This is a genomic window from Bacillus sp. FSL W7-1582 (assembly GCF_038593325.1).
In the GTDB taxonomy this organism is placed as follows: Bacteria; Bacillota; Bacilli; order Bacillales; family Bacillaceae; genus Bacillus; species Bacillus altitudinis.
In genome coordinates this window covers 1821443-1834617 of record NZ_CP151987.1, presented here as the reverse complement: position 1 = coordinate 1834617, position 13175 = coordinate 1821443, and the positions used below count along the sequence as shown (strand labels likewise).

Sequence of the window (13175 nt, the reverse complement as noted above, 5' to 3'; positions counted from 1 at the left end):
CACACAAACCGTTCTTTTTCTTAGCTTATGTTAAAAACAAAATTTCACTCATCCAGCTTTCTAATAAAAAATACAGGATAAAAGAATCATCTTGTTTTCATAGGGCATTTAATTATAGTATGAAATGAGTAAGGGGGAATCGCATTGAATGAACCATTATTTAATATACCAAGTGATGTGTATCAAACGTTAAGTGAAACAGAACGTTATTTACTGCATTATATTCACCAGCATTTAGAGGATATCTCCACCTTATCCATCGTCACATTAAGTGAAAGAGCCAACGTGTCGACGGCGACCATTGTCAGACTGATGAAGAAAATCGGATACAACGGCTATACATCCTTTAAATATCGATTGAAACAAGAAAAGAAAATGACAGATGATAGTGATCAACTAAAAAATATTGACGAAGACATCAAACTAGCCATTCGAAAAAATGAAGAAGAGGTCTTAAAGACGATTCAACTGCAAAGTATTGGGCAAATTGAGGATGCAGTTCAAAAAATCCACGATGCGGACAAAATTTATATTTTTGGCAGAGGCTTTTCAGAGATGATCGCCAAAGAGATGACCATCAAATTGCAGCTCATCGGGAAAACATGTGAAGTTCATGACGACCCGAATATCATTCGGCTCAAATCGCGTGACATTGATAAAAACGAACTTGCCATCTTTGTTTCATTAAATGGAGAAACGTCTGAACTAGTAGAAGCCTGCCAAAACCTCAGTATGAAGCAGGTCACGACCATTACGGTCACAACGAGAATTGATTCTACATTAAGTAAAATATCAGATATGACACTCGTCGGATATAAAGGGGAACAATCATTCTTCCCAGATTATGAAGTCAGGTCCCGCCTGTCGCTTCATGTCATTGCCCGCATTTTACTAGACGCCTATGTGATTCGGATGAAATAAACACTCAAAAAGCCTTCCACACTTTATGATGGGAGGCTTTTTACCGTGAAAACCTTTACACAATCTGAAAACATTTTCACTGAATCGTATGAGATACTTTCTTTAGAGAAAAGAAAGAAGGTGAAACCAATTGATTTATACCTGCACCTTAAATCCTGCTATTGACCTATATATTGCATTAAAAGAAATGCGGGCAGATACAGTCAACCGTACGGAAGATGAAGATTATCAGCCGAATGGAAAAGGTGTTAATGTCTCCATTATGCTAAAGAAATATGGCTTCACCAGCACTGCATTAGGATTTATTGCTGGGTTTTCAGGTTCATATATTGAACAATCGTTAAAAGATCTTTCCATTCAAACCGATTTTATCCCAGTGGATGGGATTACACGCATTAATGTATTTATTAACACAACGGAAGAATACAAGCTTGTGAATCAAGGACCTGCTATTGAGGCAAAAGCGCTTGATGCCTTTCGCGAAAAAATCTCGACCATTCCAAAAGGCAGCATCTTCATTATGTCAGGCAGTCTGCCTAAAGGCGTCCCTGCTAGCATTTTCTCAGAGATAGCCGCTATTTGTCATCAAAACAACGTGAAATTTATTTTAGACACAAGCTCTAAAGCGGTTTTAGAAACACTTCAATACAAACCATATTTACTAAAACCAAATGAAGAAGAGATGGCCGCATTTTTTGGAAAAACCCACCGTTTATCAGAAACAGAACTCGTTGAATCAGGGCGAAAGCTGATCGAGATGGGTGCAGAGCAAGTACTCATTTCCCGAGGAGGGGAAGGAGCACTATTCCTTACAAATGAAGCCGTATTAAAAGGAAATGCACCAATAGGAACGGTCGTAAATACGGCTTGTTCTGGTGATGCCATGCTCGCTGCATTCCTAAGTAAACAGCTGGAAGGACAACCTCATGAAGAATGCTTACGCTACGGCATTGCAACAGGGGCATCTACCGCCTTTTCAAAAGGGTTAAGTGATTTACATGACATTGATTCATTAATTGAGCAAATACACATTCAGAACATATAAGGGGGAGTTCACATGAGCCGCAAGAAAATTGTCGCTGCCACTGGCTGTCCAACAGGCATTGCGCACACATTTATGGCAGCTGAGGCATTAAAAATCGCAGCTGAGCAATTAGGGGTCGACATCAAAGTTGAAACGCATGGTCAAGTAGGAATTGAAAACGCTTTAACGGATCAAGACATTTTGGAGGCCGATGGGGTCATTGTCGCTGCTGACAAAGATGTGAATACAGATCGTTTTCACGGCAAACCACTCATTGAAGTGCCTGTAGCAAAGGGTATTCGCACACCAAACGAACTGATTCAAGGCATTATCAATGGAGAAGCCCCCGTTCATCAAGTGAAAGGAAGAGCTTCTGGAACAGAAAAACCATCTGCGCCTTCATCAGCTCAACAAAAGTCAGCGAATAAGTGGATACACACCATCTATAAGCATTTAATGAACGGTGTATCACACATGCTTCCATTTGTTGTTGGGGGCGGTGTCTTAATCGCTTTATCTTTTCTATTCGGTATTTACTCAGCTGATCCTCAGCATGAAACGTATCATCCGTTCGCTGCCTACTTGAAAAACATTGGCGGGCTCGGCTTTAGCTTAATGGTGCCTATTTTAGCAGCATTTATCGCTGATTCAATCGCCAAACGCCCAGGGATGGTTGTCGGATTTATCGGCGGCCTGCTTGCAAACGATGGAGGCGCTGGATTCTTAGGTGGTATTATCGCAGGTTTTGCAGCAGGGTATATCATCGTACTTCTTCAATTCCTGCTTCAAAAATTACCAGCATCACTTGACGGATTAAAATCAATTTTCCTCTATCCTGTTATCGGTATTTTCTTAATTGGGGCTGTCATGACCCCGCTATTAGTTCCAATCACAGGGCTAAATCATTCATTAATGGATTTTCTCTCATCAGTTCAATCCACAAATCCATTGCTTTTAGGTTTAATTGTTGGAGCCATGTGTGGATTTGATATGGGAGGACCTTTTAACAAAGCAGCCTATGTCACAGGAACGGCTTTACTCGCAGAAGGTAACCTTTACTTCATGGCAGGGGTGTCAGCAGCATGTATCACACCACCGCTTATCATTGCGATTGCCACAACGATTTTCCGAAAACATTTTACACCACAAGAACGAAATGCTGGGATGATCAACTATATTCTCGGAGCGACTCATATTACCGAAGGAGCCATTCCATTTGCGGCCAAAAACCCAGTCGTTGTCCTGCCAATTATCATGTTTGGTTCCGCCATCTCTGCTATATTGACGTATCTCTTTGGCGTACAGGTTCCTGCTCCGCATGGTGGATTCCTTGTCCTTCCAGTCGTCACAGGCGCATTTCAGTGGGTGCTTTCCATACTCATCGGCTCACTTGTAGGTGCGATTCTATACGGACTTTACCGCAAGAAAATAGACAAACCCGCAGTTTAATAGGGAGGAAGAGAAATGATGGAACATATTTATATGAATCTACATGAAACAGCTTCTTCACAGGCTGGCGTTTTCGCAGCCATAGCTGACATTGCCTCTGAAGCAGGGATTTCTACATCTCCTGAGGCAGTCAAAAAAGGACTAGCTGAAAGAGAAGCTCTGAGTACAACCGGCTTTCAAGATGGATTTGCCATTCCGCATACACAGTCAGACGCCATCACAAAACCGGCACTCGTCATCGTCCGTACAGAAACCGGAATCGAATGGGACGCTTTTGATGGAAAGCCTTGCTTTTTCTTCTTATCCTTACTCATTCCAAAAAGTGAAGCAGGAACTACTCACTTACAAGCACTTTCTGCTCTTTCACGCGGATTAATGGATGAAACGAAACGGCAAAAACTGCTCGAAACAAGAACAAATGAAGAAATGCTCGCTGTATTAAAAACAGTTATTTTGACGAGAGAGGATGTTTGACCATGCCTTTACTTTCCACAACACCTATGCTTGAAGCAGCAAAAAAAGAAAAATACGGAATTGTCGCATTCAATGTACATTCCTTTGATAGTATTTACTGGGTACTCGAAACGGCAGCTGAATTAAAATCACCTGTCATTTTGCAAACAACGGTTGGCACGGTCCAATCGCTTGGCGCAAAAGCCATTGCAGATACAGTAAAGGCGGCAGCTGATCAATACCAAATACCAATCGGCCTTCATCTCGATCATTGCACTGATTTTGATGTGATTCTTACTTGTATACGAGCGGGATATACATCCGTTATGATCGATGCTTCCATGCATTCATATGAAGAAAATGTACGCCGCACAAAAGAAGTGGTTGACCTTGCCTTAAAAGTAGGGGTGAATGTGGAAGCCGAGTTAGGCAAGGTAGGCGGGGTAGAAGATGATATTGTCGTGGATGAAAAGGATGCCCAAAAAGCCATTCCATCTGAATGCCGTCAATTTGTAGAAGAAACTAGTGTACCTACTTTAGCACCTGCGATCGGCACGGCCCACGGCATCTATATAGGGGTGCCGGATATCGACTTTGACCGCATTGAACAAATTGCAGCGCTTGTCGATGTGCCACTTGTCCTTCATGGTGGTTCAGCTGTACCAGATGAGGATGTCAAAAGATGTGTCGCACTCGGTATGGCAAAGGTCAATGTGTCCACTGAACTAAAAAATGCATACTCTGAAGCGATTCGTGATCATTTCTCAAACGAACCTGAAAGCTTAGATCCGCGTATGTATTTACAAAAAGCAAAACAAGCAGCCAAAGACATGGTCACATCTAAAATAAAGATCGTTGGCAGTGAAGGAAAAGCCCAATTTTTATATCAATAAGATGAAAAAAAGCAGAGCCGCATCGCTCTGCTTTTTTCACATTATTCGCTTTCTTTCATTTCATTTGATGTACGTACTCGTGCATTTCCCATAAATATGACCGTAATCGCCGCAAGTGCAATCGGGAATAAAGCAATCATAAATACATACGTAATACTTTGTGACATCGCATCAATCACTTTATTTAAAATATCAGGCGGAATTTGTGAGCGTGCCCCCTCTTGGAAAATGGCTTGTGGATCACCAACTTGAGAAGAAGCTCCTTTCATTCCGCTAAAAGCATCTGCTAAACGATTTGTCAGGACATTGGTTTGTATCGTTCCAAAAATCGTCACGCCTAAAGTCATCCCAAGTGATCTCATGAACGAATTGGTAGAATTAGCACTGCCGCGGTAGCGCGGAGAGAGATCATTCATTGAAGCAGATGGCAGAAGGGAGAAGCTAAATCCAACACCAAAACCTGAAATCATCATAAAGAGCGTAAGCCACAATCTTGCTGTATCTGGCGACATATTGGCAAGCAGTAGCATCCCAGCAAAAAATGAAATCACAGAGATAGTCATTAATCGTCTAAAAGGTACTTTCGTCTGCATCGTTCCACCAATCATACTGCCAATCACAGACCCAATCATCATCGGTGTTAAAATGAACCCGGCACTTGTTGCAGATTCACCGTACACCGCCTGGACGAAAATAGGAATAAAGACAGCTAGAATAATAAACGTCCCGCCATATAAAAACGCCAAAATTTGAGATGTCGCAAACAAACGATTTTTAAACATCCAAAATGAAATAATCGGTTCTTCGGCCTTTCGTTCAACAATGAAGAAGATGGTGCCGAAGACTACAAACACAGCAAATAGTGTCAAGATTTGAACAGAATCCCATGCATACGATTTGCCGCCAAGCTCAAGGGCGAACATTAAACTGACAACCGCAACGACAAGTGTAATGGCACCTGACCAGTCAATTTTCTGCTTACGATGCTCGACCGATTCTTGATAAAATTTGGCGATCAAGAACACACTGACGATACCAATTGGTACGTTAATATAAAACACCCAATGCCAGCCGATCGAATCCGTAATAATTGCTCCTAACAGCGGTCCTAATACACTGGATAGACCAAAAACTGCACCAAACATACCGGACATTTTCCCGCGCTTTTCTGGCGGGAAGATATCAAAGATAATCGTGAAAGCGATCGGAAGAAGAGCACCGCCTCCAAGTCCTTGAATCGCACGGTAAATAATGAGCTGATCCATCGTTTGTGCGATGCCGCACAGCGCAGATCCAATTAAAAAGAAAATAAGTCCAAACAGAAAAAAACGCTTTCGACCATACATATCTGAAAGCTTTCCATAAATCGGCATACCGGCCATCACTGCCACCATATAAGAAGCAGTCACCCAAGCAAATTTATCAAAACTGCCCAAATCGGCGACGATGCTTCCCATTGCTGTTGCGACAATGGTGTTGTCCATCGCTGCCATAAAAATCCCTAACAGCAACCCGACGACAACAAAGCGAGTGGATGCCTTGCCTTTATCCACGTGATTCATTTCATTTACCTCCTGCTTACGTTCTCTCATTATTTTTGCTATGATCAAGTTAATTATAAAGTAAGAGAACATTTATCTTGATGATCAAGATAAATTGATTTTAAAGGGAGGAGAACAAGTTGTCAACAAAGAACGAGGCAGAAGATCGAGCGGACCAGATCATTCATACGATGAGACGCCTTGCTACACGAACAGTCCTATTTCACCAAGCAGCCGCTCAATCGCTCGGCCTTTTCCCAACAGATCTCAAATCAGCAGATTTGTTAAACGAACTTGGACCACTCACAGCAGGTGAATTAAGTGAAAAAACCGGTCTTAGCTCAGGTGCGGTCACCGCTCTCATTGACCGGTTAGAAAAAGCAGGCTACGTCAAAAGGGAGAAGGACCCAAAAGACAAGCGAAGAGTCATCATTGTTCCATTAACGGCTGGGAAATCACAGGTGAAACAACTCTTTCTATCTTTATCGGCATCCACCAAAAAACTCACAAATGAATACAAGCCAGAAGAATTGGATTTAATCATTCAATTTATTTCAGAAGCAGCTGAAATCATGGATCAAGAGCTGCAATTGCTTAAGTCTAAATCGTAAGAAAGCACACTGATGCGTTAACTACACCGAAATAAGTAAAGCGAGAAATGAACGAAAACAACAAAGATGCTCTCATTGCATCTCTAAAAAGAAAAAACAAAAAGTTGGAAGAGGAAAATAGGCAATTAAGAGAGCAACTGAAAGTAGCATATGCAGATGTCTATAAAAATTTATAAGAGAGAATAACGTTCACCCTCCTTCAACTAACGGAGCAGTATAGCGCAAGAAGAAGTTGATGAAATAATGATAAGTATATTAGGATGCTTATCCTAAAAAGGGGAGGTATAACAGAAAGTGGAGATTATAAAGTTTAAGGAAACTGATACAAAAGAGATTATTTCATTGTTTTATGAAACAGTTCATTCCGTAAATTCAAAAGATTATTCCCAAGTACAATTGGATGCTTGGGCACCAAGAGATGAAAAAGAATCTAAAATGAATTCTTGGAAGGAATCATTGGAACAAAATATAACATTTGTTGCTAAAGTGAATGATAAAGTTGTTGGTTTTAGCGATTTAACGCATAACGGGTACTTAGATAGACTATTCGTTCATAAAGATTATCAAGGACAAGGTATAGCCACAGCTTTAGTTGATATGCTCGAATCTGAGGCAAAGAAACTAAAGCTTTTAGAAATTGATACCGAAGCAAGTATTACAGCTAAGCCATTTTTTGAACATCTAGGTTACAAAATTGTTTGTTCACAAACTGTGGAAAAAAAGGGGGTTAAGTTGGCTAATTTTAAAATGCTAAAAAAAATAAAATAATCATTTTTTTGTTATGCTAACAGGTGCGTTAGTTTAAGAAGAAAGGGTATAACATATTCGTTATATAAAATATGTTATACCCTTTTATTTATTTAACTTTTTTCAATAGTAGAAAAGATATAATACATTGCAGAGGTGATTCAATGAATGAGAGCTCTAGTTATTTAAAGAAGTTAGAAGATTTTTTAGGTGGGACATTTCATCAGGATATTGATTCACCAGAGGAAGTGTTAGATGAGTATATCCATCTAAGTTACAAAAAACCTCCAATGAACCACCAATCTTATTCCCATGCTTCTTTTAATAAACAAATACCTCTTTCGATTTGTTCAAGAGAAAGGTTTGCGAAACCGAGCAGTATGTGCGGTTGTACAGGTGGATTTCCGATAAATAAATGACTTGTAGGATACACTTTAACATGCTGTTGAAGAGCTTTTTCAATTAATTCTTTTTCGGAATAGGGAGTGTATATACGTAACATGATATATAACCCTGCATTGTCACCAATGATCTCAATCTGCTCTCCAAATAGATGGTGAACTTGTTGAACCAATAAATTCATTTTCCTTTTATAAGTATTGCGCATACGCTTAATATGCTTTGTCCATTCCCCACTTTTCATAAATTCAGTCATGGTCAGTTGGTGCAATAAAGAAGCATTATGTTCGAAATGTTCAAATTTACTCATATAGATATTGATTAATGAATCAGGTAACACCATATATGCTAATCGTATAGCTGGTAGAAATGCTTTCGAAAACGTACCAAAATAAATGACATGTGCAGCATCTAAAGAGGCTAAAGCAGGAAATGGTTTTTGTCCATATCGAAATTCTCCATCGTAATCGTCCTCTAATAAGAAACCGTTTTTTGATCGTACCCATTGAATCAATTCAATTCTTTGTTGAATCGATAGTGCAGTACCAGTAGGATATTGATGTGAAGGTGTGATATACAATAATTTCCCCTTTTTATGTACAAGTGGGTCCAATAATACACCCTGTTTTAATGCAGGAATACTCTCCATTTCAAATCCATGTAAATGAAAGACCTCCCGTACACCGCTATAACCAGGGTTTTCAACAATCATACTAGAAAAACGTTCTTTTAATAGAAATCCCAAATACAACAGTAGTTGCTGTGTATTACTTCCAACGATAATATTTTTGGGGTTAATGATCATACCTCTCGCTTGAAATAAATAATCAGCCAGTTCTTGTTTAAACCCCGGTTCTCCAAAAGGTTCTCCATATTGAAAGCTAATGGATTGCTGCAGCACTTTGTTGGAAATTTGCCGCCAAACTTTTAAAGGGAATTGTTCCTCATCAACAGTACTTGCTTTGAAATCAATGAAATCGATCAATTGTATTGGTTCATTTCTAGGTACTTCTGAAATAGAGGTTTGAAGAAATATCGGTTCAAATTCATTGACACTATAGCTTTTACGCTCATTGGCTTGAATATATCCTTCAGCTAATAATTGATCATATGCTTGTAGTGTAGTGTGGCGACTAACACCTAGGTCATTGGCTAGTGAACGAATGGAAGGAAGATTTTCTCCTGTTTTTAACTTTCCCTCCTCGATTAATTTTTTAAATTGCTCATAAATTTGTTTATATTTTGGTTGATTGGCACTGAAAGGGAAAATATAATGTTTCATTTCTTCATTCCTCCCTTCTGACATTTAATAAAGTATAAATCTGTACATTTTTACATGTCAGAATATCGATTATTATACTACTAATTGATATGAAAAGGGGATAGAAGAGTGGATATAGTAAGAGCTAATGAAAATGATTTAAAACAAGTTTCGGTTCTATTTGATCAATATCGCCAATTTTATAAACAGACTTCTAATATAGAAGGTGCTTATCATTTTCTAGTGGAACGATACCGTAAACAAGAGTCTATTTTGTTTGTTGCAAAGCAAGGTGAACAATATGTAGGATTTGTACAACTGTATCCCACATTTTCATCTGTTGCGATGAAAGATGCGTTCATTTTAAATGATTTGTTTGTTATAAACGATTTTCGTCAAAAGGGAGTAGGTAAGGAATTGATGAAAAAAGCATTTTCATTTGCAAACGATAAAGGAACCCGATTTATCTGTTTAGAAACAGCGACTTCTAATATAAAAGCACAACAATTGTATGAAAAAATGGGGATGACAAGCGATTCTTCAACTCAGCACTATATTTATTATTGGGATTGAACACAGAAGAATGAAGTTTTGGCATGGCAGAAAATTCAATATAATTCGGTCAAAAAAAGATGAATATGCTTTGTCAGAGACGGATCAGCAAGCTACAATGGCATTGTACACTGAATTGTTTGCAACAAAATGACGAAACAGCGATTCCTATGGATTTTGTCAAGAAAGACTTTAAAAAACACAAAGGGGGGTAATTTTATTGAATTCTTATGATGAAGATCTAATAAAGGATTTGGAATTAAAAGACCTTCTTAAATATGTCAAAGTACATAAAAATCCAAAAATTTATTTAGACTTAATAGAACAAAAATTTGATTTTGCTGGTTCAAAAATAGATTGGTTACAAACCAATAAACATTATAGTAAGAGCTCAAATCATGAATCGTTACTTTCTGATGCTCTTCTCTTTATAACTGAATTAAAAGAAAAATATTTAGATAATAACTTACAAGTAATTTACATAGGGGATAACCTTACAGAGTTTGGGTACCAGTTTGAATTAAAACATCTAGAAGAGTTACTAGTCTATTTTTTAGATATCCCACAGCACCACTACTTTATATCATTAGAAGGTGATTGGAGTATTTGTATTTCATTTGAAAACGATTTGGATTTCGGATTTAGTTTAAACAAAAAATAATTTTAAGCGTCACATATAGGAAAAATAAAAGATGAATAAGAAGTGAAAAAACCTTGACTGGCTTTATACCATTCTAGGTTTTTTGCGTTTATTCGTCCTCAAACACGTAAAAGAAGACAAAGAGCTCTTTGTATACAAGTCTCAAAGCACACTCAAACGAGTGTGCTTTTTCTTATAACAAAAGAACACCCAAAAACCTGCACAACATTTACTGAAAACATTTGGACTTCTTTGACTCATGCGAGTTGATTAGACTTATAACCAAAGGGAAGAGGGGAGGGATTCCAACTGCACTTAACCAAAAGGGGCACGACTTTATTATCGATGCTGCTTCACACGACCACTTATCTATCAATTGAAGATTTACAGAATCGACTGAATGTCTCTACTCGAACGGTCTACGCTGAAATCAAACGAATGAATAGTTGGCTGGAAACCCATCAGCTTAGTGGCGTCCAGCGAAAAGATCAACGAGGCTACTATTTACATCCACACGAGAAAGAAGTCATTATCGAAAAAGCTGACACTGTTCTTGTCGGTCATGACTATGAACCATGTGTAAAAGAAAGACGTGCCATCTTGCTCCTATCCATTGCATGCAGTGAAAAGCATCTAAAAATTGATGATTTTATGGAGATGACGAAGGTAAGCCGCAATACACTGCTTGAAGATATGAAACAACTAAAAGAAGCACTTTCAAAACAGCAGCTTACACTTCATTATCTGGCGGCCAGTGGCTATTTAATTTCAGGAGAAGAAAGAACAATTCGGTTGGCGCTGAAACCTTATATTCATTTCATTCGCACCATGATAAAAAATGAAAAAACGTTTCCATCGGTTTGGTTAAAGGATCCTATCTCATATAAGAGAATACATGATCTCCTTCAACAATCCGAACAAGATCTGAAGCTTGAATTTGCAGATGACATGCTGGATCAGCTGTCTATGGATCTCTTTTTCTACTTTAAACGGATGAAGCTAGGACGTGCTGTACACATTTCAACAGAAGAAAAACGGACACTGCAGGAAACAGATGAATGCTTGGCTGCTATTCGTTTCATGGCGCAAATTCAAAAAGAAACCAGTCTTTTGGTTCATGATGATGAAATCTATTTTCTTAGCACCTTATGGCTCAGTGCCAAAAAACAAAAACTTCCAACAAGTCAAAAACCAGAAGAACATCTCATTCGAACCATTGCGAGACAAATGATCATGGACTTTCAGCGTTATGCGTGTATTTCCTTCCAGGAAGTAGAAGTCTTGGAACAAAACTTAACCATGCATTTAATTCCGGCCTATTATAGGCTCATCTATCACATTGAGATCATCAATGAATTAACAGATTCCATGAAACATGCACAGCCAGAGGTGTTTGACATCACGCAAAAGGTTGCTTGCCATTTAGAGAAGGCAGCCTGTTCAAAGATGAGCGATCATGAAATTGCCTATGTGGCGATGCATTTTGGCGGCTGGATGAGAAGAGAAGGGATTTCATCGATTGCGAAACGTTCTGTTTACATTGTCTGCGGAGAAGGAATTGGCACCAGTCACATGCTGAAAACGCAGCTTCTTGAATTAATCGGCTACATCGACATACGCGGACTGTTATCAAAACGTTCATATGAAGAATTAACATCCATTGATGCCGACTTTGTTGTGTCAACGACACCTATATCGTTTAAAGGAAAACCTGTTCATCTCGTGCACCCGATTCTCACTGCTTATGAGAAAAAAACATTGCTTCAATATGGAGAAGGCTCAGAACCTAAGCTTGATGAGCACCATGTGAATGCTTTATTCAATATCATTCAGCAGCATACCATCGTTCAAAATGAAAAAGCATTGCTTCATGACCTGAAGGAGCTGCTTCATCCGACATATGTATCACACCAGAAAGGGTGGAAACCAGTGTTAAACGATTTATTAACAGAAGAAACCATTCAGCTCCAGCAAACAGCAGACACATGGCAGGAGGCCATTACAAAAGCAGCGCAGCCTTTGCTTGATCAACAAGCGATTCAGGAAAGTTATGTGAAAGCGATGATCCAGTCTGTTCATCAAAATGGCCCTTATATTGTGATTGCGCCACAAGTGGCGATTCCGCATGCCAGACCAGAAGATGGCGTGAACAAATTAAGCATGTCACTTATGTCATGTCATCAGCCCGTTTCCTTTTCAAAGGATGGAAAAAAGCAAGTTCGGCTCATCATTGTATTAGCTGCCATTGACAGTATGACCCACCTGAAAGCACTCAAACAGCTGACGATGCTGTTAAGTGAAGAAAAACGGGTGAGACAATTGATTGAAGCAGAGGAATTAGCAGCCATTCAACAATTAATCAATCGATTTTCACAAGTATAAAGGAGGAAAAAGAGAATGAAAAAAATTCTAGTTGTATGCGGAAACGGTTTAGGAAGCAGCTTTATTGTTGAAATGAATGTCAAAAAAGCATTAGAAGAATTAGGACTTTTAGCGGAAGTGGATCACACCGATCTCAGTACAAGCAAAAATGAACAAGCAGACCTCTATATCGGCGCAACAGACATTATCGATCAGCTGGATGACGGCACAAGAAAGGTCGCTGGATTAAATAACTTGTTAGACCAGGAAGCCATTAAAGACGTCCTTCGTAAACACATATAATCGACGGAAAAAGGGGGATT

At 39.0% G+C, this 13175-nt stretch carries 13 protein-coding genes and 1 pseudogene; 12 read left to right on the top strand and 2 right to left on the bottom strand.

All coding sequences use genetic code 11. The features are described 5' to 3' along the window. The first annotated feature begins 144 nt into the window (after positions 1–144). From NSQ11_RS09370 to NSQ11_RS09350, 5 genes are all read left to right on the top strand, one after another. Positions 145–921 (top strand): MurR/RpiR family transcriptional regulator, encoded by a 777-nt coding sequence (locus NSQ11_RS09370; RefSeq protein ID WP_007499235.1) that lies wholly within the window; start codon positions 145–147, stop codon positions 919–921. Between the two features lie 130 nt (positions 922–1051). Next, complete coding sequence (gene pfkB / locus NSQ11_RS09365; RefSeq protein ID WP_035391863.1) at positions 1052–1966, top strand: 1-phosphofructokinase; 915 nt, start codon at positions 1052–1054, stop codon at positions 1964–1966. A gap of 12 nt (positions 1967–1978) precedes the next feature. After that, complete coding sequence (locus tag NSQ11_RS09360) at positions 1979–3394, top strand: PTS fructose transporter subunit IIBC (RefSeq protein WP_035391864.1); 1416 nt, start codon at positions 1979–1981, stop codon at positions 3392–3394. A 15-nt stretch (positions 3395–3409) separates the two neighbouring features. Further along, on the top strand, positions 3410–3868 hold the full coding sequence (locus tag NSQ11_RS09355) for a fructose PTS transporter subunit IIA (protein WP_048002655.1): 459 nt from the start codon (positions 3410–3412) through the stop codon (positions 3866–3868). Positions 3869–3870: 2 nt separating this feature from the next. Next, positions 3871–4740, top strand: a complete 870-nt coding sequence (locus NSQ11_RS09350) for a class II fructose-bisphosphate aldolase (RefSeq protein ID WP_144741011.1) — start codon at positions 3871–3873, stop codon at positions 4738–4740. A gap of 41 nt (positions 4741–4781) precedes the next feature. Here NSQ11_RS09350 and NSQ11_RS09345 read toward each other — a convergent pair whose 3' ends face one another. Beyond that, complete coding sequence (locus tag NSQ11_RS09345; protein WP_342501349.1) at positions 4782–6302, bottom strand: MDR family MFS transporter; 1521 nt, start codon at positions 6300–6302, stop codon at positions 4782–4784. A gap of 170 nt (positions 6303–6472) precedes the next feature. Here NSQ11_RS09345 and NSQ11_RS09340 point away from each other — a divergent pair, with 170 nt between their 5' ends. The 3 genes and pseudogenes from NSQ11_RS09340 (at position 6473) to NSQ11_RS09330 (ending at position 7660) form a co-directional block, all read left to right on the top strand. Then, positions 6473–6892: a MarR family transcriptional regulator gene (locus tag NSQ11_RS09340; protein ID WP_046344981.1), complete on the top strand. Its 420-nt coding sequence runs from the start codon at positions 6473–6475 to the stop codon at positions 6890–6892. 23 nt (positions 6893–6915) lie between these two features. Continuing rightward, positions 6916–7068 (top strand): annotated as a pseudogene (locus NSQ11_RS09335) (DUF6262 family protein); the annotation flags it as partial. A gap of 118 nt (positions 7069–7186) precedes the next feature. Next, positions 7187–7660, top strand: coding sequence for a GNAT family N-acetyltransferase (locus NSQ11_RS09330; protein WP_008343714.1), 474 nt, complete (start codon positions 7187–7189; stop codon positions 7658–7660). A 283-nt stretch (positions 7661–7943) separates the two neighbouring features. Here the strand turns inward: NSQ11_RS09330 and NSQ11_RS09325 are convergent, their stop codons facing one another. After that, positions 7944–9320 (bottom strand): PLP-dependent aminotransferase family protein, encoded by a 1377-nt coding sequence (locus NSQ11_RS09325; protein WP_017359540.1) that lies wholly within the window; start codon positions 9318–9320, stop codon positions 7944–7946. A gap of 108 nt (positions 9321–9428) precedes the next feature. Here NSQ11_RS09325 and NSQ11_RS09320 point away from each other — a divergent pair, with 108 nt between their 5' ends. The 4 genes from NSQ11_RS09320 (at position 9429) to NSQ11_RS09305 (ending at position 13155) form a co-directional block, all read left to right on the top strand. Further along, positions 9429–9872, top strand: a complete 444-nt coding sequence (locus NSQ11_RS09320) for a GNAT family N-acetyltransferase (protein ID WP_017359541.1) — start codon at positions 9429–9431, stop codon at positions 9870–9872. 199 nt (positions 9873–10071) lie between these two features. Next, positions 10072–10512 (top strand): hypothetical protein, encoded by a 441-nt coding sequence (locus tag NSQ11_RS09315; RefSeq protein WP_008343720.1) that lies wholly within the window; start codon positions 10072–10074, stop codon positions 10510–10512. Between the two features lie 288 nt (positions 10513–10800). Continuing rightward, positions 10801–12873: a BglG family transcription antiterminator gene (locus NSQ11_RS09310; protein ID WP_342501361.1), complete on the top strand. Its 2073-nt coding sequence runs from the start codon at positions 10801–10803 to the stop codon at positions 12871–12873. Between the two features lie 15 nt (positions 12874–12888). Beyond that, a complete protein-coding gene (locus tag NSQ11_RS09305; protein ID WP_017359544.1) occupies positions 12889–13155 on the top strand; it encodes a PTS sugar transporter subunit IIB in 267 nt (88 codons plus the stop codon). Positions 13156–13175: the final 20 nt, after the last annotated feature.

Excerpts from the sequence above, each read along its gene's own strand:
- NSQ11_RS09360 (WP_035391864.1), top strand. The coding sequence starts at position 1,979 with ATGAGCCGCAAGAAAATTGTCGCTGCCACTGGCTGTCCAACAGGCATT.
- NSQ11_RS09355 (WP_048002655.1), top strand. The coding sequence starts at position 3,410 with ATGATGGAACATATTTATATGAATCTACATGAAACAGCTTCTTCACAG.
- NSQ11_RS09350 (WP_144741011.1), top strand. The coding sequence starts at position 3,871 with ATGCCTTTACTTTCCACAACACCTATGCTTGAAGCAGCAAAAAAAGAA.
- NSQ11_RS09345 (WP_342501349.1), bottom strand. The coding sequence starts at position 6,302 with ATGAATCACGTGGATAAAGGCAAGGCATCCACTCGCTTTGTTGTCGTC.
- NSQ11_RS09340 (WP_046344981.1), top strand. The coding sequence starts at position 6,473 with ATGAGACGCCTTGCTACACGAACAGTCCTATTTCACCAAGCAGCCGCT.
- NSQ11_RS09325 (WP_017359540.1), bottom strand. The coding sequence starts at position 9,320 with ATGAAACATTATATTTTCCCTTTCAGTGCCAATCAACCAAAATATAAA.
- NSQ11_RS09305 (WP_017359544.1), top strand. The coding sequence starts at position 12,889 with ATGAAAAAAATTCTAGTTGTATGCGGAAACGGTTTAGGAAGCAGCTTT.